This is a genomic window from Pseudomonas sp. MB-090624, assembly GCF_003205245.1.
Lineage (GTDB): Bacteria > Pseudomonadota > Gammaproteobacteria > Pseudomonadales > Pseudomonadaceae > Aquipseudomonas > Aquipseudomonas juntendi.
This window is the reverse complement of sequence record NZ_QJRK01000001.1, coordinates 174,244-199,445: the sequence shown is the minus strand read 5'-3', so window position 1 is coordinate 199,445 and position 25,202 is coordinate 174,244. Positions and strand designations below refer to the sequence as shown.

Annotated in this window: 24 protein-coding genes; 12 read left to right on the top strand and 12 right to left on the bottom strand. The window is 63.6% G+C overall.

Annotated features, from left to right (window positions below; translation table 11 throughout):
- Window positions 1-22: 22 nt before the first annotated feature.
- Window positions 23-1,033, top strand: a complete 1,011-nt coding sequence (locus tag DMX12_RS00945; RefSeq protein WP_110675718.1) for a DUF4917 family protein — start codon at window positions 23-25, stop codon at window positions 1,031-1,033.
- An 8-nt stretch (window positions 1,034-1,041) separates the two neighbouring features.
- Here DMX12_RS00945 and DMX12_RS00940 read toward each other — a convergent pair whose 3' ends face one another.
- The 4 genes from DMX12_RS00940 to DMX12_RS00925 form a co-directional block, all read right to left on the bottom strand.
- Window positions 1,042-1,560: an AlpA family transcriptional regulator gene (locus DMX12_RS00940; protein ID WP_054912184.1), complete on the bottom strand. Its 519-nt coding sequence runs from the start codon at window positions 1,558-1,560 to the stop codon at window positions 1,042-1,044.
- A 2-nt stretch (window positions 1,561-1,562) separates the two neighbouring features.
- A complete protein-coding gene (locus DMX12_RS29665) occupies window positions 1,563-1,832 on the bottom strand; it encodes a hypothetical protein (RefSeq protein ID WP_082416127.1) in 270 nt (89 codons plus the stop codon).
- Between the two features lie 193 nt (window positions 1,833-2,025).
- Entirely contained in the window at window positions 2,026-3,240 is a 1,215-nt protein-coding gene (locus tag DMX12_RS00930) for an SAM-dependent methyltransferase (RefSeq protein WP_110675716.1), read from the bottom strand.
- 346 nt (window positions 3,241-3,586) lie between these two features.
- Window positions 3,587-4,204: a TPM domain-containing protein gene (locus DMX12_RS00925; protein WP_110675714.1), complete on the bottom strand. Its 618-nt coding sequence runs from the start codon at window positions 4,202-4,204 to the stop codon at window positions 3,587-3,589.
- Between the two features lie 185 nt (window positions 4,205-4,389).
- On the opposite strand from DMX12_RS00925, the gene bglX reads away from it, so the two are divergent.
- The 4 genes from bglX to DMX12_RS00905 all read left to right on the top strand — a co-directional run bounded on the left by bglX (window position 4,390) and on the right by DMX12_RS00905 (window position 11,427).
- A complete protein-coding gene (gene bglX / locus DMX12_RS00920) occupies window positions 4,390-6,681 on the top strand; it encodes a beta-glucosidase BglX (protein WP_110675712.1) in 2,292 nt (763 codons plus the stop codon).
- 122 nt (window positions 6,682-6,803) lie between these two features.
- The gene (locus tag DMX12_RS00915; protein WP_110675710.1) at window positions 6,804-8,570 is read left to right on the top strand and encodes an ATP-binding protein; all 1,767 of its coding nucleotides are present in this window, start codon (window positions 6,804-6,806) and stop codon (window positions 8,568-8,570) included.
- Window positions 8,555-9,886, top strand: a complete 1,332-nt coding sequence (locus DMX12_RS00910) for a sigma-54 dependent transcriptional regulator (RefSeq protein ID WP_110675708.1) — start codon at window positions 8,555-8,557, stop codon at window positions 9,884-9,886. Before DMX12_RS00915 ends, DMX12_RS00910 begins: the two co-directional genes overlap by 16 nt.
- A gap of 221 nt (window positions 9,887-10,107) precedes the next feature.
- Window positions 10,108-11,427 (top strand): MFS transporter, encoded by a 1,320-nt coding sequence (locus DMX12_RS00905; protein ID WP_009683086.1) that lies wholly within the window; start codon window positions 10,108-10,110, stop codon window positions 11,425-11,427.
- A 49-nt stretch (window positions 11,428-11,476) separates the two neighbouring features.
- On the opposite strand, the gene DMX12_RS29225 is transcribed toward DMX12_RS00905, so the two are convergent.
- Window positions 11,477-11,644: a hypothetical protein gene (locus DMX12_RS29225; protein ID WP_156089060.1), complete on the bottom strand. Its 168-nt coding sequence runs from the start codon at window positions 11,642-11,644 to the stop codon at window positions 11,477-11,479.
- A gap of 240 nt (window positions 11,645-11,884) precedes the next feature.
- Between DMX12_RS29225 and DMX12_RS00900 the strand changes: the two genes are divergently transcribed.
- On the top strand, window positions 11,885-12,172 hold the full coding sequence (locus tag DMX12_RS00900; RefSeq protein WP_110675706.1) for a hypothetical protein: 288 nt from the start codon (window positions 11,885-11,887) through the stop codon (window positions 12,170-12,172).
- A 117-nt stretch (window positions 12,173-12,289) separates the two neighbouring features.
- The gene (locus DMX12_RS00895) at window positions 12,290-12,895 is read left to right on the top strand and encodes a flavin reductase family protein (RefSeq protein ID WP_009683089.1); all 606 of its coding nucleotides are present in this window, start codon (window positions 12,290-12,292) and stop codon (window positions 12,893-12,895) included.
- Here the strand turns inward: DMX12_RS00895 and DMX12_RS00890 are convergent, their stop codons facing one another.
- Window positions 12,896-13,153: a hypothetical protein gene (locus DMX12_RS00890; protein WP_009683090.1), complete on the bottom strand. Its 258-nt coding sequence runs from the start codon at window positions 13,151-13,153 to the stop codon at window positions 12,896-12,898.
- A 59-nt stretch (window positions 13,154-13,212) separates the two neighbouring features.
- The gene (locus DMX12_RS00885) at window positions 13,213-13,506 is read right to left on the bottom strand and encodes a putative quinol monooxygenase (RefSeq protein ID WP_054905633.1); all 294 of its coding nucleotides are present in this window, start codon (window positions 13,504-13,506) and stop codon (window positions 13,213-13,215) included.
- A gap of 201 nt (window positions 13,507-13,707) precedes the next feature.
- Here DMX12_RS00885 and DMX12_RS00880 point away from each other — a divergent pair, with 201 nt between their 5' ends.
- Window positions 13,708-14,628: an AraC family transcriptional regulator gene (locus tag DMX12_RS00880; RefSeq protein ID WP_110675704.1), complete on the top strand. Its 921-nt coding sequence runs from the start codon at window positions 13,708-13,710 to the stop codon at window positions 14,626-14,628.
- A 303-nt stretch (window positions 14,629-14,931) separates the two neighbouring features.
- On the opposite strand, the gene DMX12_RS00875 is transcribed toward DMX12_RS00880, so the two are convergent.
- Window positions 14,932-16,569, bottom strand: a complete 1,638-nt coding sequence (locus DMX12_RS00875; RefSeq protein WP_110675702.1) for a 5-guanidino-2-oxopentanoate decarboxylase — start codon at window positions 16,567-16,569, stop codon at window positions 14,932-14,934.
- Window positions 16,570-16,683: 114 nt separating this feature from the next.
- Between DMX12_RS00875 and DMX12_RS00870 the strand changes: the two genes are divergently transcribed.
- Window positions 16,684-17,559: a LysR substrate-binding domain-containing protein gene (locus DMX12_RS00870; protein WP_110675700.1), complete on the top strand. Its 876-nt coding sequence runs from the start codon at window positions 16,684-16,686 to the stop codon at window positions 17,557-17,559.
- A 98-nt stretch (window positions 17,560-17,657) separates the two neighbouring features.
- Here DMX12_RS00870 and DMX12_RS00865 read toward each other — a convergent pair whose 3' ends face one another.
- A complete protein-coding gene (locus tag DMX12_RS00865) occupies window positions 17,658-18,272 on the bottom strand; it encodes an NAD(P)-dependent oxidoreductase (RefSeq protein WP_110675698.1) in 615 nt (204 codons plus the stop codon).
- A 27-nt stretch (window positions 18,273-18,299) separates the two neighbouring features.
- Window positions 18,300-19,175: an MBL fold metallo-hydrolase gene (locus DMX12_RS00860; RefSeq protein WP_110675696.1), complete on the bottom strand. Its 876-nt coding sequence runs from the start codon at window positions 19,173-19,175 to the stop codon at window positions 18,300-18,302.
- 103 nt (window positions 19,176-19,278) lie between these two features.
- Between DMX12_RS00860 and DMX12_RS00855 the strand changes: the two genes are divergently transcribed.
- A complete protein-coding gene (locus tag DMX12_RS00855; protein ID WP_110675693.1) occupies window positions 19,279-20,193 on the top strand; it encodes a LysR family transcriptional regulator in 915 nt (304 codons plus the stop codon).
- A 97-nt stretch (window positions 20,194-20,290) separates the two neighbouring features.
- Here DMX12_RS00855 and DMX12_RS00850 read toward each other — a convergent pair whose 3' ends face one another.
- Window positions 20,291-21,160: an oxaloacetate decarboxylase gene (locus tag DMX12_RS00850; protein ID WP_009685607.1), complete on the bottom strand. Its 870-nt coding sequence runs from the start codon at window positions 21,158-21,160 to the stop codon at window positions 20,291-20,293.
- A 437-nt stretch (window positions 21,161-21,597) separates the two neighbouring features.
- Here DMX12_RS00850 and DMX12_RS00845 point away from each other — a divergent pair, with 437 nt between their 5' ends.
- On the top strand, window positions 21,598-23,049 hold the full coding sequence (locus tag DMX12_RS00845) for an MDR family MFS transporter (protein WP_110675757.1): 1,452 nt from the start codon (window positions 21,598-21,600) through the stop codon (window positions 23,047-23,049).
- Window positions 23,050-23,154: 105 nt separating this feature from the next.
- Here DMX12_RS00845 and ttgR read toward each other — a convergent pair whose 3' ends face one another.
- The gene (gene ttgR, locus DMX12_RS00840; protein WP_054912197.1) at window positions 23,155-23,787 is read right to left on the bottom strand and encodes an efflux transport transcriptional regulator TtgR; all 633 of its coding nucleotides are present in this window, start codon (window positions 23,785-23,787) and stop codon (window positions 23,155-23,157) included.
- Window positions 23,788-24,046: 259 nt separating this feature from the next.
- Between ttgR and ttgA the strand changes: the two genes are divergently transcribed.
- On the top strand, window positions 24,047-25,201 hold the full coding sequence (gene ttgA, locus DMX12_RS00835) for a toluene efflux RND transporter periplasmic adaptor subunit TtgA (protein WP_009685610.1): 1,155 nt from the start codon (window positions 24,047-24,049) through the stop codon (window positions 25,199-25,201).
- Window position 25,202: the final 1 nt, after the last annotated feature.

The window sequence follows — 25,202 nt, the reverse complement described above, 5'->3', positions numbered from 1 at the left end:
CCGCACCACCAATGGACCCAGCATGCCTGCACTCGACGCCCCTCTCCTGCCCTGGCCGGAACTTGCCGCCCGCCACCCCTGCGATGCCCTGCTGCTGGGTAACGGCGCCAGCCGCGCAGTGTGGAAGCCGTTCGGCTATTTCTCGCTGTTCGAGGAGGCGCAACGCGCCGGTCGCAAGAAAGGCCTGGCGATCAGCGACCAGGCCCTGTTCAAGTCCTTGGGCACGGAGCTGTTCGAACCGGTGCTCAGCGCGCTCAACACCACCGTGCGCGCCAATGCTGCGCTCGCCATCAACTCCACTGCGCCGCTCAACCGCTATTACTCGATCAAGGAAGCGCTGATCCACGCCGTGCGCACCGTGCATCTGCCCTGGCGGCTGATGCCCCCGGCAACCCTGGCCGTGCTCAATCAGGCCTTGCGTGGCTATCGCAGCGTCTACACCAGCAACTACGACCTGCTGCTGCCTTGGGCCCTGCAACATGCCCCGCAGGGCTTCGCCGACCTGTTCGACGAGCAGGGTTACTTCGATGTGCGCCGGCGCAGCAGCGAGGGTACCCGGGTGATGCACCTGCACGGTGGCTTGCACCTGCTCAAGCAACCCGACGGCACCACCCGTCAACGCAGCGCCGAGAGCGCCGAGCTGCTGGAAGGTTTTGCCGTGAACATTCCCGGTGAGGTGCCGCTGTTCGTCAATGAAGACCGCAGCGACGAGAAACTGCGCGCCATCCGCCACTCGGACTACCTCAGCTGGTGCCTGGGGCAGCTGGCCCAGGAACACCGTGGCCTGTGCCTGTTCGGCCAGCACCTGGACAGCACTGACCAGCACCTGCTCGACGCCATTCGAATGGCCGGGCCCAAGCACCTGGCGATCGCCATTCGGCCGTTGAGTGAAGCGTCGGTGATCAACCAGAAGCAGCATTTCGTCGGTCGCCTGGGCGCCATGCCGGGCACGTCACTGCACTTCTTCGATGCCACGACCCATCCGCTGGGGCAGGCATCGCTGTCTATCGAAGCCGTGGCCACCCGAGGTTGAGGCCAGCCTCAGGCGCCTGTTGAAGGGGCCAGGTCTGGCTCGCCGAGCACGCGTTCGTATGCTTTGGACACGTTAACGGCCATTGCCATGCGCGCAAGCTCCAACGTGCTCTTGCCGATCGGGTAGCTCCCTCGCGCCTGCAGCCATGGCAACACATCGGCCAGGTGCCACAGAGCGGTGCTGCCATCATGCACGGGTACTGGGAAGCTACCTGCATGGGCGAGCATCAATTTGCGCATGTTCTGCCGAGATACACCGATGAGTTCCGCCACATCGCTGAGCCCGACCAGATCGGGGGTCGCTTCGATCAGGCGAGCGCCTGGAACCGCTCTGGCAACATCACTCAATGCGCTCTCGATGGCCTGCCTGGCAGATGTCGCCTGGCGAGTGAATGCCAATGCCAGACGCCCAGGTTGACCTACACCAGCCAATGCATCATCACATCCGTACTGAGCCAGGCGCTCCAGCAACGCATCGATATCTTCGTTCCCGCTCAGCTGATACCTGAGAGTGAACTCATACTCCATCGCTACTCCTCCTTGGGGGTACACATTGCCAGCCTGTCAGCCGAACAGTGATCAACCACACGCCTCAACTGTCGCGCTAAATTACCGGCGTTACGTGGCGTGCTCCATATGCTGGTAATGCAATACTCCCCGCATCGACAGTCGGCATCGTTGAAAGGGCAATACATTTTTCCCCAACAATGTCCCCCGCCTACCGCAACTCTCCATCCCTTTGATTCCGCGTGCCTCAAGGCCAATTCAACCTCTTTCCTGGCATGACTGGGGCGGGCCATCAGCTTTTCTCCAGTGTGGACTTACTGCTCATTGGTTGTCAAATGACAACCCGGCTAACTGACTACTGAGCACGTCACACTACAGAAACGCTGATCAGAGAACCCCTTGAAAGGCACGGCTAGGAAATGCCCTACAAGCATTACCGATCAAGGGCAAAGGAATTCTGTAGGGATGGTAGGGATACGCGCCCGCTCAGAGCAGCCCGTCGCACCGCAACAGCGTCTCCAGGCAATGCTCCTGCACCCCATAGAACGCCTTGAGCTGAGCGATTTTCTCCAGCAGCGCACGGTTGTCGCCCGGCTGGCGCCGCTTCACCGCAAGAATCATCTTGTTCTTGTTGGTGTGCTCCAGGGAGATGAACTCGAACACCTTGGTCTCATAACCACAGGCCTCCAGGTACAGCGCCCGCAAGCTGTCCGTGAGCATTTCGGCCTGCTGGCCCAGGTGCAGGCCGTATTGCAGCATTGGCTGCAGCAGGCCCGGGCTGTGCAGTTGCGGGCGGATCTGCTTGTGGCAGCACGGCGAACACATGATGATCGCGGCATTGCTGCGGATGCCGGTATGGATGGCATAGTCGGTGGCGATGTCACAGGCATGCAGGGCGATCATCACCTCGATGGCGTCGGGCACCACGCTGCGCACGTCACCACATTGGAACTCCAGGCCCGCATGCTGCAGCCGCACCGCGGCGGCGTTGCACAGGTCGACCATGTCCTGGCGCAGTTCAACCCCGGTCACCTGCGCTTCGCGGCCCAATGTATTGCGCAGGTAATCATGCATGGCGAAGGTCAGGTAGCCCTTGCCCGAGCCAAAGTCGGCCACCCGCAGTACCTGCTGTGTCGGCACCGGGGCGCTGGCCAGGGCGTGGTCGAAGACCTCGATGAACTTGTTGATCTGCTTCCACTTGCGCGACATGGACGGGATCAGTGCCCCCTGCGCGTCGGTCACGCCAAGGTCGCGCAGGAATGGGCGCGACAGCTCCAGGTAGCGTTTTTTCTCACGGTCATGGCCACTGGCGGGCGCGGCCTCGCGCGGGGCTTGTGCGCCATGGCGCTGAAGGATCGGCTTGCCCTTCTTGCTGAAGGTCAGCTGTACTTCGCCATCGGCATCGAAGAGGTGGGCGTTGCGGAAGCTGCCCGGCAGCAACTCGGCCACCAGCGTCAAGGCAGCGTCCAGTGCCAGGTTGCGGGTGATGTCTCGGGTCTGGTGACGGTAGACCAGCGACAGGCAGGGCTGGCCCTTGACCTGCAGCGGCTTGGCGATGATTCGTTGCAGGGTCTGGTCGGCACCGACATGGCGCGCCAGCACCAGCTTGCTTAACGTGCCGCCCTGCAGGGCAGCGTTCAGCAGGTCGAGGAACTGGGCGAGTGCGTCCGGCGCGGCGGAAGCGGAATGACTGGCGGGCATGGACAAAGGGGCCTTGGGTAGCGGAACGCTCATTCTACCGTGTGCCGTGCGGCCAGGCATACCTTGGCCACCCACGGCCGCGTCACGCCCAGGCCAGGCTAGGCGCTGCATAGCTTGTGGCAAACACCTGCCGCAAGCGCGACGCGGCCTGTGTGGGAGCGGGCGAGCCCGCGAAGAGCCCAACGCGGTGGCTGGCACCGGCTACGCCGGTGTTCGCGGGCGCGCCCGCTCCCACAAGGGCCCGGCTGAATCAACAAGTTATGTATTGTTCAATAGGGGCTGGCGATGGGCTGCACAGCAGCCCCGAACTGCCTGCCCTTATCCAAGTGCGCGCCTGCATGCTGCCTCAGTCGAGAATCACCAGGCGGTTTGGCAGCTCGTTACGCGCATGGGTCGGTGGCACCTGCTCGCTCAGTAACTCGCCGCAGGCCTCGATGCATTCGACAAAACCCTGCAGGGTCCGCCCCTGGCGCACCTGTTCGGCAAGCCGGCTGACGAGTGCCGCCCGAGCGCTGGCATCCAGGCAGTGCTCGATGCCGCGGTCAACCAGTATTTCCACATGCCGCTCCGCCTCGCTGACGAAAATCAGCACCCCCGTGCCAGCCGCCGTGCGCTGCAGGTTCAGCTCGCGAAATTGCTGGTGCGCCAGGCGCGAAGCACGCCAGCGGCGCAGCACCTGGGGGATCAGCCAGCCGGCCAGGCGCGGGCTGCGCAGCAGCAGGCACAAGCCGACAAACAGCAGCATGTTGGCCACCAACAAGCCACGCACGCCCGGCCAGCCCAGCAGCCACTGCAGCAGGCCCGGCACGGCCAGTGCCAGCACGGCAGCCCAAAGCAGCGGCCAATACGCATAGTCGTCGGCACGCCGCGCCAGTACCGTCACCAGTTCGGCGTCGGTGTGCCGCTCGGCACGGGCTATGGCTTCGGCAATCTGCCGCTGATCATACTCGTCAAAAGGGGTCATGCCGTCGGTCTCTGAGCTTTCTTATAGTTGTTGTCCCGGCATACGGGGCTTCGTCCGCGGGTGACATATTCAGGCATAATCGGCCGCTGGAAGCATTGCCTGCAAATCGTACAACAATAGCCGCCTGAAAACTTCGGCCGCGCGCGTACCACCCTGGATACGGCAGAGGCCCCACAACGGAACTGATGATGAAACTGTCTTTGCTGGGCCTGGCCATGGGCCTTGCCAGTCAGGCGGCCCTCGCCGCCACCTCCGCCCCGCCCCTGCAGGACAAGCAGGCCTTCATCGACCATCTGGTCAGCCAGATGACCGAAGCCGAGAAAATCGGCCAACTGCGCCTGATCAGCATCGGCCCGGAAATGCCGCGCGACAAGATTCGCGAGGAAATCGCCGCTGGCCGCATTGGCGGTACCTTCAATTCCCGCACCGCGCCGGAAAACCGGCCGATGCAGGATGCGGCCATGCGCAGCCGCCTGAAAATCCCGATGTTCTTCGCCTACGACACCGTCCACGGCGAGCGCACGATCTTCCCGATCGGGCTGGGCATGGCCGCCACCTGGGACATGGACGCGGTGGCCAAAGTGGGCCGCACCGCCGCCATCGAAGCCTCGGCCGACGCCCTGGACATGACCTTCGCCCCCATGGTCGATATTGCCCGCGACCCCCGCTGGGGCCGCACCAGTGAAGGTTTCGGCGAGGATACCTACCTGACCTCGAAGATCGGCCAGGTCATGGTGCGCTCGTTCCAGGGCAGCAGCCCGGCCAACCCCGACAGCATCATGGCCATCGTCAAGCACTTTGCGTTGTACGGTGCGGTAGAAGGCGGGCGCGACTACAACACGGTCGATATGAGCCTGCCGAAAATGTACAACGATTACTTGCCGCCCTACCGCGCCGCACTCGATGCCGGTGCCGGGGGCGTCATGGTGGCGCTGAACTCGATCAACGGTGTGCCGGCCACCTCCAACACCTGGCTGATGAACGACCTGCTGCGCAAGGAGTGGGGCTTCAAGGGTGTGACCATCAGCGACCACGGGGCCATCCAGGAACTGATCCGCCATGGCGTCGCCCGCGACGGCCGCGAAGCCGCCAAGCTGGCTATCAAGGCCGGCATCGACATGAGCATGAACGACACCCTGTACGGCCAGGAACTGCCAGGCCTGCTGAAGTCTGGCGAGGTGAGCCAGCACGAACTGGACCAGGCCGTGCGCGAAGTGCTGGGGGCCAAATACGACATGGGCCTGTTCAAGGACCCGTACGTGCGCATTGGCAAGGCCGAAACCGACCTGAAAGACTACTACGGCAGCGACCGCCTGCACCGCGAAGCCGCCCGTGACGTGGCGCGTCGCAGCCTGGTGCTGCTGGAAAACCACAACCAGACCCTGCCGCTGAAAAAAACCGGGACCCTCGCGCTGGTCGGGCCCCTGGCCGATGCCCCGATCGACATGATGGGCAGCTGGGCCGCCGACGGCAAACCGGCGCATTCGGTCACAGTACGCGAAGGCCTGCGCCGCGCCGTGGAAGGCAAGGCCAAACTGGTCTACGCCAAAGGCTCCAACATCACCGGCGACAAGGCCATCCTCGACTACCTGAACTTCCTCAACTTCGATGCCCCGGAAATCGTCGACGACCCGCGCCCCCCTGCGGTGCTCATCGATGAAGCGGTCAAGGCTGCGCAACAAGCCGACGTGGTAGTGGCCGTGGTTGGCGAGTCCCGCGGCATGTCCCACGAGTCGTCGAGCCGCACCACCCTGGAGATTCCTGCCAGCCAGCGTGAACTGATCAAGGCCTTGAAGGCGACCGGCAAGCCACTGGTACTGGTGCTGATGAACGGCCGCCCGCTGTCGATCAGCTGGGAACGTGAACAGGCCGATGCCATTCTCGAAACCTGGTTCGCCGGTACCGAAGGCGGCAATGCCATTGCCGACGTGCTGTTCGGTGACTACAACCCGTCCGGCAAGCTGGCCTTCACCTTCCCGCGCTCGGTCGGGCAGATCCCGATGTACTACAACCACACCCGTATCGGCCGGCCGTTCACGCCAGGCAAACCCGGCAACTACACCTCGCAGTACTTCGAAGAGCCCAACGGCCCGCTGTACCCGTTCGGCTACGGCCTGAGCTACAGCAGCTTCGAGCTGTCGGGCCTGACGCTGTCGGCCAACAACCTCAGGCGCGGCGATACGCTGCAAGCCAAGGTCACGGTGAAGAACACCGGCAAGCTGGCAGGCGAGACCGTGGTGCAGCTGTACCTGCAGGATGTCTCGGCATCGATGAGCCGCCCGGTCAAAGAGCTGAAGAACTTCCAGAAACTGATGCTCAAGCCCGGTGAGACGCGCACCTTGAGCTTCCGCATCAGCGAGGAAGACCTGAAGTTCTACAATGGCCAGTTGCAGCGGGTTGCCGAGCCCGGGGAGTTCAATGTCCAGGTCGGGCTCGACTCCCAGGCGGTGCAGCAGCAGAGTTTTGAATTGCTGTAACTGAACGGTCGCCTGTACCTGCCCTTTCGCGGGCTTGCCCGTTCCCACAGGTACTCACACGTGGGGGCGGGCAAGCCCGGGTAAGGGCCAGCCCCGATGTCCCAATGACCCGGATCCGCGCCATGCCCTTTTCCTTTCGCGCCCTGCGGCTGGGGCTGATTACCCTGCTGATCCTGCTAGGCACTGCCCTCAGTGCCGGTTGGGCGATGCACCAGGCCAAGCGCCAGGCCATGGAAAACGACGCACAACGTGCCCACCAGCAACTGGGCTTGTACGCCAATAGCCTGCATACGCTGATCGACCGCTACCGGGCCCTGCCAGCCGTGCTGGCGCTGGACCCGGAACTGATCGACGCCCTGCGCGGCCCGGTCAGCGAGACGGTGCAAGGCGCCTTGAACCGCAAGCTCGAACGTATCAATGGTGCGGCCAACTCTTCGACCCTCGAACTGCTCGACCGCACCGGCCTGGCCGTGGCAGCCAGCAACTGGCGGCTACCCAGCACCTACGTCGGCTCCAACTACGGCTTTCGGCCCTACTTCAAGCAAACCCGCAGCCAGGGTACGGGCCGCTTCTATGCCGTTGGCGTGACCAGCGGGGTACCGGGGTACTTTCTGGCCAGCGCAGTCAACGACGAACATGGCCGTTTTCTCGGCGCCATGGTGGTCAAACTGGAGTTCCCGGAGCTGGAACGCGAATGGCGCCAGGGCAGCGATATCCTGCTGGTCAGCGATGCCCGCGGCATCACCTTCATTGCCAACCAGGACGGCTGGCGCTACCGCGAGCTGCAGCCACTGCGCGGCGCCGACCGTGCCGAACTTGCCGAAACACGCCAGTACGACAAGCAGCCGCTGGTGCCGCTGCACCATCAGGTGCTCACGCGCTTCGCTGCCAACAGCACCCTCAGCCGCGTGCAAGGCCCCGACGGCAGCGCCGAGTACCTGTGGGAAAGCCTGCCGCTGGCAGGCGAAGGCTGGACCTTGCACCTGCTGCGCAAGCCGCAGGTGGCGGCAGACGGCCGCAACGCCGCACTCGGCGCTGCTGCCGTATGGCTGAGCCTGGTGTTCGCGGCGTTGTTCATCAGCCAGCGCCTGCGCCTGGCACGCCTGCGCCAGCGCAGCCGGGAAGAGCTCAAGCGCCAGGTCGAGGAACGTACCCGCGAGCTGCGTACCGCCCAGGAGGGCCTGGTGCAATCCGCCAAACTGGCCGCGCTGGGCCAGATGTCGGCGGCCATGGCCCACGAAATCAACCAACCGCTGACGACCCAGCGCATGCAACTGGAAACCGTGCGCCTGCTGCTCGACAATGGCCGGTCTGCTGAAGCGCGGCAGGCACTCGAGCCGCTGGAGCAGATGCTCACGCGCATGGCAGCGCTCACCAGTCACCTCAAGACCTTCGCCCGTAACAGCCCGATGGGCTTGCGCGAGCGCCTGGACCTGGCCACCGTGGTCGATCAGGCACTGCACCTGCTGGAAACGCGTATCCGCAGCGAACAGGTCGAGGTCGCGCTGTACCTCGCACGCCCGGCCTGGGTACGGGGCGATGCCATCCGCCTGGAACAGGTACTGATCAACCTGTTGCGCAACGCCCTCGACGCCATGGCCGACAAACGCTACAAGCGCCTGGAGATCCGCATCGAAGCCGATGGCGAACGGTGGCGCCTGAGTGTGCTCGACTCCGGTGGCGGCATAGCCGAGGCCGACCTGGCCAAGGTCTTCGACCCCTTCTTCACCACCAAGCCCGTGGGCGAAGGGCTGGGCCTTGGCCTGGCGATCTCCTACGGTATCGTCCATGAGGTCGGCGGCCAGCTGCAGGCCGAGAACCTCTCTGGCGGTGCGCGCCTGAGCCTTACCCTGCCCCAAGACCTGGAGCCTGCATGTTCAATTCAGTGATCGTCATCGACGATGAAGCCAGTATCCGCACAGCGGTCGAGCAATGGCTGAGCCTGTCGGGTTTCAACGTGCAGCTGTTTGCCCGCGCCGAAGACTGCCTGAGCCAGCTGCCGAAGCACTTCCCGGGTGTGATCATCAGCGATGTGCGCATGCCCGGCATGGGTGGCCTGCAGTTACTCGAACGCCTGCAGGCGGACGACCCCGACCTGCCTGTGATCCTGCTGACCGGCCACGGCGATGTCCCCATGGCCGTGGAGGCCATGCGCAACGGGGCCTACGACTTCCTGGAAAAACCCTTCACCCCGCAACACCTGCTGGGCAGCCTGCGGCGGGCTCTGGAAAAACGCCAGTTGGTGCTGGAGAACCGCCGCCTGCACGAGCAGGCGGACCTCAAGTCACGCCTGGAAGGCACGCTGCTGGGCATGTCCCAGGGCGTGCAACTGCTGCGGCGGCAGGTGCTGGACCTGGCCAGCCTGCCGGTCAATGTGCTGATCCGGGGCGAGACAGGCAGCGGCAAAGAACGTGTAGCCCGCTGCCTCCACGATTTCGGGCCACGCGCGGCCAAGCCATTCGTGGCGCTCAATTGCGCGGCCATTCCTGAGGCATTGTTCGAGGCCGAGCTGTTCGGCCATGAGAGCGGCGCCTTCACCGGTGCGCAGGGCAAGCGCGTCGGCAAGCTGGAATATGCCAACGGCGGCACGGTGTTTCTCGATGAAATCGAAAGCATGCCGCTGGCCCAGCAGGCCAAACTGCTGCGGGTGATCCAGGAGCAGAAGCTCGAGCGCCTGGGGGCGAACCAGAGTATCAACGTTGACCTGCGCATCATCGCCGCAACCAAGCCCGACTTGCTGGAGGAGGCCCGTGCCGGGCGCTTCCGTGAAGACCTTGCCTACCGCCTGAACGTTGCCGAGTTGCGCCTGGCGCCTTTGCGCGAACGGCGCGAAGACATTCCGCTGCTGTTCGACCACTTCGCCCGCGCTGCTGCCGACCGGCTTGGCCGCGCTGCGCCGCCGCTGTCGGGCGCGCAACTGGCACAACTGCTGGCGCATGACTGGCCGGGTAACGTGCGCGAGCTGGCCAATGCGGCAGAGCGGCATGCATTGGGCCTGGGTTCACCCGGTACCGAGGTGGCCCCTGCCGGGCAATCGCTGAGCGAGCAGATGGAGGCGTTCGAGGCCCAGTGCCTGCGTGCAGCGTTGCGCCAGCATGGGGGCGCGATCAGTGCGGTGATGGAGGCGTTGCAACTGCCGCGGCGAACGCTGAACGAAAAGATGCAGCGGCACGGGTTGTCGCGGGACGATTTTACCGGCCAGTGATAAGCGGAATTCCGCCTATCACTGGCTGGCGATAGGCAGAATTCCGCCCATGCAAAGCACTTTCAGGGCCTGGCTCGCAGGCGCGTGGCCGGCAAAGTGCCCGCAAAGCGGCCTATTGCCCCGGTTTGGGTCGGCCCACCCCGGTTTGGCACACCTTCTGCAAATGCTCGTGTCAGCTGCGCCCAGGCGCGCTCCACAACAACAACGAGAAGGTATCCCTGATGGATAACGCCACCTCCCTGCCCGCTGGGGCGGCCGCTGCGCCTGCCGCAGAAAAAACTACCGCCAGCCGCCTGAAGTCGATCTTCAGCGGGTCCATCGGCAACATGGTCGAATGGTACGACTGGTACGTCTACGCCGCATTCTCGCTGTATTTCGCCAAGGCCTTCTTCCCGGCCGGCGACTCCACTGCACAACTGCTCAACACCGCCGCGATTTTCGCCGTTGGCTTTTTGATGCGCCCGATCGGCGGCTGGCTGATGGGCCTTTACGCCGACCGCAAAGGCCGCAAGGCCGCGCTGATGGCCTCGGTACTGCTGATGTGCGCCGGCTCGCTGGTCATCGCCCTGACGCCTGGCTATGAAACCATCGGCTTCGCCGCACCGGTCCTGCTGGTCATCGCCCGCCTGATGCAGGGCCTGTCGGTGGGTGGCGAATACGGCACCTCGGCGACCTACCTCAGCGAAATGGCCAGCAAGGACCGCCGCGGCTTCTTCTCCAGCTTCCAGTACGTGACCCTCATCTCCGGCCAGCTCATCGCCCTGGCAGTGCTGATCGTCCTGCAACAGACCCTGACTACCGAGCAGCTGTATGCCTGGGGCTGGCGCGTACCCTTCGTGATCGGTGCGCTGTGCGCCGTGGTCGCGCTGTACCTGCGCCGTGGCATGGAAGAAACCGCCTCGTTCACCAAGAAGGAAAAAGCCAAGGAAAGCCTGATGCGCACCCTGCTGCGCCACCCCAAGGAACTGATGACCGTGGTTGGCCTGACCATGGGCGGTACCCTGGCCTTCTACACCTACACCACCTACATGCAGAAGTACCTGGTCAATACCGTGGGCATGAGCATCAGCGACTCGACCACGATCTCGGCCGCCACATTGTTCCTGTTCATGTGCCTGCAGCCTGTGATCGGCGGTCTGTCCGACAAGATCGGCCGGCGCCCGATCCTGATCGCCTTCGGTGTACTGGGCACCCTGTTCACCGTGCCGATCCTCAGCACCCTGCATACCATCCAGACCTGGTGGGGGGCGTTCTTCCTGATCATGGCAGCGCTGATCATCGTCAGTGGCTACACCTCTATCAACGCCGTGGTCAAAGCTGAACTGTTCCCGACCGAAATCCGCGCCCTTGGCGTGGGCCTGCCCTACGCACTGACCGTTTCGATCTTCGGCGGCACCGCCGAGTACGTGGCGCTGTGGTTCAAGAGCGCGGGCATGGAAAGCGGCTTCTATTGGTACGTCACCGCCTGTATCGCCTGCTCGCTGCTGGTGTACGCGACGATGAAGGACACCAAACAGCACTCACGTATCACCACCGAGTGACCCGGTAAGGCCGTTCTGCAAGGGCGCCCAACGTGCAGGGCGCCTTTTTTTATGCCCCCTTAATGCCCCATGAGCCGATTAGCTGAGCTATTCGGCTCATGGCATAGACCATGCCCAGGGTAGGGTCCATGAAGTCGGACATCGTGGTGCCGACGGTGCTGGTGGGCTGAAAAATAGGTAGGTAAGCGATGAAAAAACCTTCATCGGTGATCTGCATCAGGTGTTCTTCTTAATCCCCTATTAATTGCCACCCTTCAGCCTGCACGGGCTGACTGATTAAGGGTGCATGCATCAACCCGTGCCCGGCCAGGCAAACGCCTATACGACGGTTACAGCACCCTAAAATATCGAATAACTCGATTATTTAGTGCATATATTTGCGCTTTTTAATCAGCATATTGGGCGTAATATTTAAGTCACGGAAACAAACAACCCACAAACCCCTGGAGCAATGACCATGAAAAACAAACTGATCCTCACCCTGGCCCTGTCGGTTTTCGCCACTGGCGCCTTTGCCGAAGATGGTTTCGACCGGACCAATGCCCACATCTTTGCCGCAGCCCAGACCCAGTCGGCCAGCTACGCTGAAGACGGCTTCGACCGCACCGGCGGCCAACGCTTTGCCGAAGACGGCTTCGACCGCACCGGCGGCCAACGCTTCGCCGAAGACGGCTTCGACCGCACTGGCGGCCAACGCTTCGCCGAAGACGGCTTCGACCGCACCAACGCCAACCGCATCAGCTGATCCCTGCTGCGAGCGCCCAGCCCGGCTTTTGCCGGGCTTGATCATTTGCAGGCAAGCAAAGGCTTGGCACACTAGGCTTCTTGTCTACCAGGAGGTAGGGCCAGTAAGCCCAGCACAATGTATTACTACGAACCCGCCAAAGGCCACGGCCTGCCCCACGACCCCTTCAACGCCATCGTCGGCCCTCGTCCTATCGGCTGGATCTCTTCGCAAGACCGCGAGGGACGCTTGAACCTGGCGCCCTACAGCTTCTTCAATGCCTTCAACTACATCCCGCCAATCATCGGTTTCTGCAGTGTCGGGCGCAAAGACAGCCTGAACAATATCGAGCAGACCGGTGAATTCGTCTGGAACCTGGCCACGCGATCGCTGGCCGAGCAGATGAACCAGAGCTGTGCGCCCGTGGCTGCCGAGGTCAGTGAATTCGAGTTGAGCGGCCTCACCGCCACACCGTCAAGCCTGGTCAAGGTGCCGCGCGTGGGCGAAACCCCGGTCGCGTTCGAGTGCAAGGTCAGCCAGATCGTCCAGCTCAAGCGGGCCGACCAGGCGCTGGTACCCAGCTGGCTGATTCTTGGGGAAGTGGTGGCCGTGCACATTGCCGACCACCTGCTGAAGAACGGTATTTACGATACCGCGGCAGCCGAACCTATCTTGCGCGGTGGTGGCCCGGCGGACTATTTCGAGCTGGGCAACCTGTTCAAGATGGCCCGCCCGCCGGCCTGATCACCAGACCAGCTCACCCTCAGCGCTAACGCCTTGCAGGCGCTGCAGTTCGGCCGTGGCCGCTTCGTCGGCGGCCACGGCGCCCTTGAACACCTGGCCGTCGAGCACTTTGTGAAAACGCGGCGCGCCGCCCATACCCAGGGCTTTGACTGCGATGGCCGCGTGATAGCCACCACCTTCGGCCGGCACCATCGCCGACACCGCTTCGAACTGCGGGAATTCCCTACGTGCCATGTTGCTCTCTGCCTGCTTGATCATGGCCCGGCATGTTAACCCAAACCCCAGCCAGCGCGCGCCCTGTGGGAGGGGCCATGCCATCAGTCGAATGTATGCAAGTCCAGGCTGCTGACCACCTGCGCCTGCACCAGCTCACCAAACACCTCCAGCGTGGGCGACGCAAAATAGCCACTCATGGCCTGTTGGTCCTGCCAACTGCCGCTGAGCAGCCACAGGTCAGCGTCGGCCTGCGAACGCTGTACGCTGAAGCTCAGGCAACCCGGCGCACGCAGCGACGGCTCGAGCAGGTCACGCAGGCGCGCGCCAAGCTCCGCCGAGCGCCCGCTGCTGGCACGAATGAACGCAAGATGGGTGACCGGTTGTTTTAGGGCCATTGCACAATCTCCTTGAAGCAAGCGGACGAAAAAGCCAGGCTGCCAAGGTTAGGGGTTCGCCCGCACGACACGTTAGGCCATTACTGCTCGCCGCTTGCCTGATCCTGCGGCGCGGCAGGATCAGGCAAGCGACGTGCAGCTTTCGACTAGCGTCGGCCGTTGCCCAAACCTATGCTGCGACCGTCAGCAGAGGAAAGCATCATGACCATCGCCACGCCCACCGACCCGACCCTGGAACTGCAGCGCCTGGAGCTGGCCGAGCTGATTACCCGCCATGCCGGCGAGCCCCACGGCCCGGCGTCGGCCATCGCGGATCTGTACCTGGTGCGCTACACCGAGAATGTGCGCTCGGTCCCCACCCTGGCGCAACCGGCCTTGTGCATCCTTGCACAAGGCAGCAAAAGCCTGTTTCTGGGGGACGAGCAGTATGCCTACGATCCACTGCACTACATGGTGGTTTCGGTCACCCTGCCGTTGAGCGGCGTGCGGCTCGATGCCAGCCCCGAGCACCCCAGCCTGGGTTTGCGCATGGACCTGGACCCGGCCGAGATCAGCCAGTTGATCGCCGAAAGCGGCCCGATGCTGGTGCCCAACAAGCCATCGGGCCGTGGCCTGTACGTGGATAAAACCGATGCGGCGTTGCTCGACGCCCTGTTGCGGTTGCTGCGCCTGCTGGATAGCCCACGCGACATCCCCATGCTGGCGCCGCTGGTCCGCCGTGAGATCCTCTACCGCCTGTTGCGTGGGCCGCAGGGTTATCGGCTGTACGAAATCGCCTTGGCGAACAGCCAGACCCACCGGGTTTGCCAGGCCATCGCCTGGCTCAACAACCACTACCAACAGCCACTGCGTATCGAGGACCTGGCCCGTGAGGTCAACCTCAGCACCTCGACCTTGCACCACCGCTTCAAGGCGGTGACCTCGATGAGCCCGTTGCAGTACCAGAAGCAACTGCGCCTGCAGGAGGCACGGCGGTTGATGCTCAACGACGGGCTCGAGGCGGCGGTGGCGGCCTACCGGGTGGGCTATGAAAGCCCCTCGCAGTTCAGCCGCGAGTACAGCCGGCTGTACGGCGCGCCGCCCATTCGGGATGTGGCTCGGTTGCGGGCCAATGCTGGCTGAAGTTCAGGGTGGCTGTGCCGGCCCCATCGCTGGCAAGCCAGCTCCCACAGGGATCGCCTTAGGGCTGACAGGTGTTTGCCACAAGGTATGGCAGCGCCTGTTAGAGCGAGCGCCGCGCGGGCGGCGCTCGATCTCACAGGCGCTGAAGATGCTCCGGCTACCCTTGCCAGGAACCATAGAATCTCCCACAGGGTGGACTGCCCCCAAGAAATTGGATTGGTGTCCAACTTCTTGGGGGCAGTCCATTTGTGGGAGCTGGCTTGCCAGCGATAGGGCCAGCACCAGCAACCCAAGACTCAATGTTCAACCGACAACCGTGCCCTGCCACTGGTGCTGGTCTACCTGGATCAATGTCGGCCCCTTGCGCTCCACCGCCTGCCCCAGCGCCGCCTGCAACTGCGCCACATCCGCCACGCTCTGCGCTGCGGCCCCTAACGCCCGCGCCACGCCGATGAAGTCTGGGGTATGGATATCCACGCCGACCGGCTCGATCGCCCGGTTGAGCATGTACTTCTTGATCTCTTCGTAGCCCTGGTTATTCCACAGCAGCACGATCAACGGCACCTGCGCCTCCACGGCACTGGCCAACTCCGGCAGCGTGAATTGCAGGCCGCCATCGCCAATCAGGCACACCACTGGCGCCCGTTCAGCAGCGTGCTCGGCACTGCCCAACCAGGCACCCATGGCCGCCGGCAAGGCATAGCCCAGGGTGCCGTAGCCCGTCGAGGCGTTGAACCAGCGGCGCGGCTGGTCCATGTCCAAGGTCAGGTTACCGGTGTAGACCGGCTGGGTAGAATCGCCCACCAACACAACACCGGGCAGGCGCTGCACGATGGCCGTCAACAAGCGTGTCTGGCTCAGGGTCGGCTGGTCCCAGCCGGTTGCCAAGGCGTCCCGCAGCCTGGTCACGCGAGCCCGCCCCCAGTTGCGGTCGTATACCCCCTGCGGCTGCGCCTGCAAGGCCGCCAGCAGCGCTTCGGCAGCCAGTTCGGCATCGGCCACCAGTGCCAGTTCCGGCAGGTAGTTGCGCACGGTCTGGTCCGGGTCGATGTCGATGCGCAGCAGGCTCCCCGGGATGTCGAAACCGCCTTTGAAGGTCACGTCATAATCGGTTTCGGCCAGTTCGGTACCGATCGCCAGCACCACGTCGGCCTCGGCCACCAGCGCCCGCGTAGCCGGTAGCGACTGGGTCGAGCCAATCTGCAGCGGGTGGCTGGATGGCAGCAAGCCCTTGGCATTGATGGTCAGGGCTACCGGTGCCTGCAGGTGCTCGGCCAGGCGGGCCAACGCAGCACCTGCTGCCAAGGCACCGCCACCGGCGAGGATCAATGGCCGCCGCGCGCTTGCCAGGCGTTCAGCCATCTGCGCCACGGCCTGCGGTGCAGCCCCTGCCCGGTTACCCCGTACCGGGCGGCCTGGCAACAGTTGGTCGGCGGGCTGAACCAGCACATCCAGCGGTATTTCGATATGCACCGGGCGCGGCCGGGCGCTGTCGAATACCGCGAAGGCCCGCGCCAATACCTGTGGCAGGTCGGCTGCATTCATTAGGGTGTGCGAAAACGCCGCGACACCCGCCACCAGCGCCGCCTGGTCAGGCAACTCGTGCAGCTTGCCACGGCCACCGCCCAACTGGTCACGCGACTGCACGCTGGAGATCACCAGCATCGGAATCGAATCGGCATAGGCCTGGCCCATGGCGGTGGCGATGTTGGTCATGCCCGGGCCGGTAATGATGAAGCACACCCCGGGTTTGCCACGGGTGCGCGCATAGCCGTCAGCCATGAACCCGGCGCCCTGCTCGTGGCGCGGGGTGATATGGTGAATGGACGAGCCCGCCAGGCCTCGGTACAGCTCCACCGTATGCACGCCGGGGATGCCGAAGACATGGTCCACGCCATAGCCTTCAAGGAGTTTGACCAGCACTTCGCCGCAGGTTGCCATCGGGGTTCACCATCGATCTTGTTGGGTTATGCGCTTATTGGACCCAAGCCACGGCTATCGCCACAATGCAAAAAAACACATACTAGCCATGTCCTGAAGTCATGGCTTATTGCGATGAAACGCCTCCCGCCCCTACCCGCCTTGCATACCTTCCTGATCACCGCCCAGTGCTGCAATTTCACCCGCGCGGGGCAGCAGTTGCACATCACCCAGGGCGCCGTCAGCCGGCAGATCGCCGCCCTGGAGCAGCACTTGGGTTATGCCCTGTTCCAGCGCCAGGCCCGCGGCTTGAGCCTGACCCGTGAAGGCCAGGACTGGCTGCCACGGGTGCAACAGGTGTTTGCGCTGATCGAACAAGGGGTGCGTGAGGTGGGAGAGCACAGCACGACCCTGCAGTTGAAGGCCCCCACATGCGTGATGCGCTGGCTGCTGCCGCGCCTGATGGAATGGCAGGCACTGCGCCCGGATGTACCGGTGGAACTGACCACGACCGTTCAGCATGGCGTGGATTTGCGCCGCGAGGGCTTTGATGCCGCGGTGGTCTATGGCGGGGCACCGAACCACGGGCTGCAGGTGCGCAAGCTGTTCGATGAGCAACTCACGCCGGTGTGCGCACCGTCTTTGCGTGAGGGGCCGCTGCCCTTGCAGCAAGTTGAAGACCTGGCGCGGCACATGTTGCTGCACCCCTCGCGGGATGAGCATGATTGGTGGTTATGGCTGCAGGCGGCTGGGGTAACGCTGACTGCGCAGGGGCCGAAGCAGCACTTCGAAACGCTGGACATGGCCATGGCCATGGCGTCTCAGGGGACAGGCGTGGCTATCGGTGATTGGTCGCTGATTGGCGATGACTTGCGTAGCGGGCGGCTTTGCATGCCGTTTGCGCTGAAGGTGCTGACCGGTAAGGGCTACTACCTGGTGAGCCAGGCCAGGAACCTGCCGGCGGGGTTGCTGGAGTTGCTGGACTGGCTGGAGGGCCAGGCCAGCCTGTGAAGGCCTGTTCGCGGGCTCGCCCGCTCCCACAGGTGACGCACAGTATTTGAAACCTGTGCACTACCTGTGGGAGCGGGCGAGCCCGCGAAGCAGGCGACTCAATACCCGACCGTGAACCGCTGCCGCGAATGCTGCGGTTTCTCCAGCTCATCCAGCATGGCAATCGCATAGTCGGCAAAGGTGATCCAGCTCTTGCCATCCGCACCGATCAGCAGATGGTCCTTGCCCAGCGTGTAGTGCCCGCTGCGCTCGCCTTCAACAAACTCCGCCGACGGTGAGAGGAAGGTCCAATCCAGGTCCTGCTCGCCCTGCAACGCCTCCAGAAAACGCACACCGCCCGTGGCCTCGGCCCTGTAGGCCTCCGGGAAATCCGGGCTGTCGATCACCCGCTGCCCCGACGGCAGCAACAGGCTGGCGGCACCGCCAACCACCAGCAGGCGTTTGACCCCGGCACGCTTGACCGGCTCGATGATCGCCTGCGGCTCGATGGTGGAGAAGTGCGCTGCACTCAGTACTGCATCCACACCTGTCACTGCTGCCTCCAGGGCTGTGCCGTCCTTGGCATCCAGCGCCTTGATGGTCACCCCGTCACGCCCCTGCAGCTGCGACGGGTCGCGGGCAATCGCCACCACGTTATGGCCACGGCGCAGGGCCTCTTCCAGCAACTGGCTGCCAGCACGACCGGTGGCGCCGATGATTGCAATCTTGCTCATGTCATACGCTCCATCAACTGAACGGAATTACCACTTCATTTCGCCCTTGGCGACCTTGGCCCCCAGCTCCAGCGAGCTTTCATCGGCCAGGCCCGGGTAACGCTGCTTCATCGCCTTGATCAGCGCGTCGGCATCTTTCGCCTTGGCGGCCTCGCTGTCGAAATCGCGAATGTAGTTGGCCGTGAAACGCACGGCCTCCAACGAACGGCTGCTATCGCCCAGGTAGTGGCCCGGGACGACCGTGCGCGGCGCCAGCGCTTCGATGCGCGCCAGGGTGCTCAGCCAGTCGGCATGGGACTTGGGCGTTTGCGTATCCGCCATCCACACATGAATGTGCTCGGCTACCACGACACCGCCGACCACGGCCTTGATCGAAGGGATCCAGACGAAACTGCGGTCAGGCTGAGGGCCGTCCAGGCCGACCACTTCCAGGGCTTGCCCCTCCAGGGTCAGGCGGTCGCCTTCGAGCACCTGAGGCAGCACCAGCCGCGCCGGTTTGTCGGCCCCCATCTGCGGCCCCCAGTAGGCCAGCTTGGCCTCCATGGTCTGGCGGATGTGCGCAACGGTGGCAGCCGAAGCCAGCACCTTGGCGTCGGGGAACGCCTGGGTCACGGTATCCAGGCCAAAGTAGTAATCCGGGTCACCGTGGCTGATGTAGATGCTGGTCAGGTGCTTGCCACCCGCCCGCAGGCGTTGCACCAGTTGCTCGGCCTGGGCCTTGCCGAACTGGGCATCGACCAGCACCGCATCGTGCTCGCCACTGACAATTACCGAGCTCACCGGGAAAATAGCGTCGTGGCCGGGGTTGTAGACTTCCAGGTGCAAAGGCTCGGCGGCCATGGCCGGACCAGCGAGGGTGACGCAGGCCAGCAACAGGCCACGCAGAGGGGTGAACAGGGACATTGGGTAAGCCTTCCGCTAGATCGATGACCCACAGCTTAGTTGCCCGATCCGTAACAAAAAATGCGATGCTTGGACATAGTTTGTTTCTGAAAGCGAGCAAGTCATGGACCGTCTGAACGCCATGCGCGTCTTTGTCACCGTTGTCGACCTGGGCAGCCAGTCAGCGGCGGCGGATCACCTGCAACTGTCGCGGCCGGTCGTATCGCGTTACCTGGCCGAGCTGGAAGACTGGGTGGGTGCACGCCTGATGCAACGCACCACACGCAAGCTCAGCCTGACGGCCGCCGGCCAGGAAACCCTGCCCCGTTGCCGGCAATTGCTGGACCTGGCCGGTGACCTGCAGGCCGCAGTACAACAGCCGGACGATGCCCCCAAGGGGGCATTGCGCATCAGCGTCAGCACCTCGTTCGGCCAGGCCCAACTGGTGGATGCCATCGCGGCTTATGTACAGCGTTACCCCGGCGTGAAGGTTGATCTGCAGATGCTCGACCGCACCGTCAACCTGGTGGACGAGCGTATCGACCTGGCCATCCGCACCAGCAACGACCTGGACCCCAACCTGATTGCCAGGCGCCTGAGCGTGTGCCGGTCGGTGGTCTGTGCGGCACCCGCCTATCTGCACGAGCATGGCACCCCGCAACAGGTCGAGGAACTGAGCCGGCACAACTGCCTGACCCATGCCTACTTCGGCCATAGCCTGTGGCACTTCGACGTGGCCGGCCAGCAGGTGAGCGTGCCGGTGGCCGGCAACATCAGCGCCAATGAGGCAATGACCTTGCAGAAGGCGGCACTGGCTGGGGCCGGCATCGCCATGTTGCCGACCTACCAGGCCGCCGACGCCCTGCGCAAAGGTGAACTGGTGCGGCTGCTGGCACACGCCAGGCCGCGCGAGCTGAACCTGAATGCGGTGTACACCTCGCGCAAGCACATGCCGGCCACCTTGCGCAGCATGCTGGATTTTCTGGTGGAGCGGTTCAAGGACGACCCAGAGTGGGACCGCGATCTGTCATGGGCATGATGGCCTCATCGCCGGCCAGCCGGCATGGCTATGCGCCTTGGTCCCACCTGTCGCCGTACCTTGAGCGCCGTCCGTTGCGTTGACGGCGCCCTGCCGGTCACTCCTCGACGCTCATGTACTCCTTGGCCCAGCGGATGTAGTCCTCGGGCTGGGTGTAGGTGTGCGAGAGTTCGGTGGCGCTGAGGTTGTCCGACTTGTTCTGCTTGCCGCGCTGCAGCCGCAAGCAGTCGTAGGTGGCTTTGATTGCAGCAAAGTACGCCGCGTGGCCATCGACGGCTATGCGCACGCCCAGGCGTGCCAGGCGCTCGTCGTCATGCAGGTTCGGGTTGCCATAGGTGACCAGCATCAGGGGCACGGTCAGGTGCTCGGCGATCTTTTCGAGCTGCTCGAAGTCCTTTACGCCCACCATGCAGATACCATCGGCACCGGCCTTCTGGTAGCTCTGGGTACGCACGATGATTTCTTCGGTGGTGAGCACGCCAGCATTGGTACGGGCGATGATCGACAACGACGAATCGACCCGGGCCTCCAATGCCGCCCGGATCTTGCCAACGCCCTCATCAACCGGGATCAGGTCGGTGGACTTGCGCCCGAACTGGGCTGGCAGCAGGGTGTCCTCGATGGTCAGGGCAGCCACCCCGGCGCGCTCCAGCTCGATCACCGTGCGCATCACGTTCAGTGCGTTGCCATAGCCATGGTCGGCGTCGGCCAGCACCGGCAACTGCGCCACGCGGCCAATCCGGGTGGCCTGCTCGACGAACTCACTGAGGGTGATCAAAGCAAAGTCCGGCGCAGCCAGCACCTGCAACGAGGCGACCGAGCCGCCGAGGATACCGACCTCGAACCCCAGGTCAGCCGCAATGCGTGCCGACATCGGATCGAACACCGAGGCGGTGTGGTAACAGGAACCTGAAGCGAGCAGCTCGCGGAAGGCAAAACGCAGATCTTGATGGGAAGCCTTGGGCATGATCACTCCGCAATTATGTGCAAATTTTGAACGGTAACTACCGACCCCTGCAATCGGGTCTACCTGACCTGTTCCAACCGTCGCCATGTGGGCGGTCATGCTCGGCATGCAGGCAGAGGAATAAAAGGTGTGGGAGACAGGGGCCCGTGAAACCTGCGGCATAATGTTGCACCAAGCTGGTGCAACCCGCGGTATTCGGCCCCTGTGGCATACCAACGATATCACGCGGCCATGCTGCACTGGATGAATACGCCAATGCCGATTCGGCATAGGGGATGCAGTTAGTACATAGGAAGCTACCTAACTCGGGTTACAATTCGAGGGCCTGTTCGCGGGCACGCCCGCTCCCACAGATAGGGCTCATGCTCGAGCCTGAGCTTTACCGGTGGGAGTGGCATGCCCGCGAAGATGCCAAAACCGATAACCAAGGTACCCCCGTGACCGCCGCCCTGCCCCCCACCACCCTGCGCAACGTGCTCACCGCCCTGATGCTGGCGATCTTTCTCGGCGCCCTGGACCAGACCATTGTCGCCGTCTCGCTGCCAGCCATCTCGGCCCAGTTCAACGATGTCGGCCTGCTGGCCTGGGTCATTTCCGGCTACATGGTCGCCATGACCATCGCCGTGCCCATCTACGGCAAACTGGGCGACCTGTATGGCCGACGGCGCATGATCCTGACCGGCATCAGCCTGTTCACCCTGGCCTCGATCGCCTGCGCGCTGGCCCAGGACATGCAGCAACTGGTGCTGGCCCGGGTACTGCAAGGTATCGGCGCAGGTGGCATGGTCTCGGTCAGCCAGGCGATCATCGGTGACTTCGTGCCGCCCCGCGAGCGTGGCCGTTATCAGGGCTACTTCAGCAGCATGTATGCCGTGGCCAGTGTCGCCGGGCCCGTGCTGGGCGGTTGGTTGACCGAATACCTGTCATGGCGCGGCGTGTTCTGGATCAACCTGCCGCTGGGGCTGCTGGCCTTGTGGTCGATTCAGCGAGCCTTGGCGGGCATGCCGGTACAACGCCGCCAGGCCCAGGTCGACTACCTTGGCGCTGTACTGTTGATTCTCGGCCTGGGCAGCCTGCTGCTGGGCATCACCCTGGTCGGCCAGGGCCATGGCTGGGGCGACCCGGCCGTGCTGGCATTGTTCGCCTGCGCCGTGCTGGGCCTGGGCTTGTTCATTGCCCACGAAAGCCGCTGCGCGGAACCGTTGCTGCCACTTGGCCTGTTCGGCAATCGGGTAGCCGTGCTGTGTTGGGGGGTGATCTTCTTCGCCAGCTTCCAGTCCATTTCCCTGACCATGCTCATGCCCTTGCGCTACCAAGGCATCACCGGTGCAGGGGCCGACAGCGCCGCCCTGCATCTACTCCCGCTGGTGATGGGGCTGCCCATGGGGGCGTTCACCGGTGGGCACATGACCAGCCTCACCGGGCGCTACAAACCGCAGATCCTTGCCGGCGCAATATTGATGCCGCTGGCCATCGTCGGCATGGCCTTCACCTCGCCGCAGTCGGCGTTGCCCAGCGCACTGTTCATGCTGTTGACCGGGATAGCCTGTGGCCTGCAGTTCCCGACCTCGCTGGTAGCCACGCAAAGCGCGGTGGCCAGCCAGGACATCGGCGTCGCCACCAGCACCACCAACCTGTTCCGCTCGCTGGGCGGGGCCATGGGCGTGGCATGCATGTCCAGCCTGTTGCTGGCACTGCTGCACCAGGGCGGTTTCGAATTGCTCGGTAACCCGTTGCTGGGGAGCTTGAAGGCGGGCGAGGTGGACGTGGCCACCCAAGGGCGGTTGCTGCAGACATTCCGCCAGCTGTTGCTGGGCAGCGCGCTGGTCGCAGTGCTAGGGCTGATCGCGGCGGTGGCGTTACCGGACCGGCAACTGCGCGGCCGTTGAGCACCTGGCCATGGTGCAGGCACGGTGCCTGGCTGAGGGAACGCAACGCATTAATCGTCCCTTAATACAAAGCGGAAACACTCCCTCACAATCCTTAACAAAGAGTCATTTGCGCAGCGCCGGGCTCAAGCGCAGCATATCCAGCCCGGTATCGACCCATTTGTCGACATCCGCCAACAGGTCAATGCTGTCCGGCAACAACAGCCAGCGCCCGATCAGGCCATCGACATAGGCAAACAAGGCCACCGCCGCGCGCTCGACATCCAGCTCGCCCGGCAACTGGCCCCGGCGCACGGCATTGGCCAGGGCCAGGGTAATGCCCCTGTGGCAATCCAGCACTGCGGCCTGGCGCTGCTGGCGAATCTCACACATGTCATCGGTGAACTCGCACTTGTGATGCAGGATCTCATTGATACGCCGGGTTCGGGCATCGAGCACCAGCTCGTTGAACACCTGCAACAGCAGCTTGCGCATGCAGCCCAGCGGGTCGACCTCGTCCTCGCTTTCGCTCGCGCGCGCCAAATGGTCATGGGTTTCATGCAGGCTGTCGAGCAACGCCTGCACCAGTTCGGCCTTGTTGTTGAAGTGCCAGTAGATCGCCCCGCGGGTCACCCCCGCCAACTCGGCGATGTCGGCCAGCGTGGTTCGCGCAACCCCGCGCTTGTAGAAGGCCTTTTCCGCTGCCTCGATGATCTGGGCGCGGGTTTCCTGGGCTTCCTCTTTGGTTCGACGGACCATGGCAGTACAACCTCATCGGGCCCGAACGCGCGCTGCGCACGGGGGAACATTTCGCGGGCACCTCTGCAGGGCGCCTCGCGGCGGGGCTAATCACGGGCTGTGGCGGTACCTGGGTACAACCAAGCGGTATTTACAAACAACCATGAATGTAAGTATATTCCTTAGCAAGCTATTTATCTACCGGATAGCAAATTTCTCCAGATCTCGACTCTTCCATTATTCTTGAGCGTCTACCTGCTCCTGCGACCCGAGGATCCTCATGCAATTCAAGCCAGCCGTTACCGCTCTGGTTTCCGCCGTCGCCCTGGCAACACTGCTCAGTGGCTGTAAGAAAGAAGAAGCAGCGCCAGCGGCGCAGGCTCCTCAGGTCGGCGTCGTAACCATCCAGCCACAACCTTTCACCCTGACCTCGGAATTGCCGGGGCGCACCAGTGCCTACCGCATTGCCGAAGTGCGCCCGCAGGTCAATGGCATCATTCTCAAGCGCCTGTTCAAGGAAGGCAGCGACGTCAAGGAAGGCCAGCAGCTCTACCAGATCGACCCTGCCGTGTACGAGGCAGCGCTAGGTAACGCCCAGGCCAACCTGCAAGCTACCCGCTCGCTGGCCGAGCGTTACAAGCAACTGATCGACGAGCAGGCCGTGTCGAAGCAGGAATACGACGACGCCAATGCCAAACGGTTGCAGGCAGAAGCCTCGCTGAAAAGTGCACAGATCGACCTGCGCTACACCAAGGTGCTGGCCCCTATCAGCGGGCGTATCGGCCGCTCAGCGGTCACTGAAGGTGCGCTGGTGAACAACGGCCAGACCAACGCCATGGCCACCATCCAGCAACTCGACCCGATCTACGTCGACGTTACCCAGTCCACTGCCGAGCTGCTCAAGCTGCGCCGCGACCTGGAAAGCGGCCAGTTGCAGAAGGCTGGCGACAACGCCGCCTCGGTACAGCTGGTGCTCGAAGACGGCAGCCTGTTCAAGCAGGAAGGCCGCCTGGAGTTCTCGGAAGTCGCAGTCGACGAGACCACCGGTTCGGTGACCCTGCGTGCGCTGTTCCCCAACCCTGACCACACCCTACTGCCCGGTATGTTCGTGCATGCGCGGTTGAAGGCCGGGGTCAACGCCAACGCCATTCTGGCCCCGCAACAGGGCGTTACCCGCGACCTGAAAGGTGCGCCAACCGCGCTGGTGGTGAACAAGGACAACAAGGTCGAACTGCGTCAGCTCAAGGCCAACCGAACCCTGGGCAGCGACTGGCTGATCGAAGAAGGCCTCAACCCGGGTGACCGCCTGATCACCGAAGGCCTGCAGTACGTGCGCCCTGGCGTCGAGGTCAAGGTCAGCGAAGCCACCAACGTCAAGAAGCCGGGCAGCCCTGATCAGGCCAACGCGGCGAAAGCAGACGCCAAAGCGGAGTAAA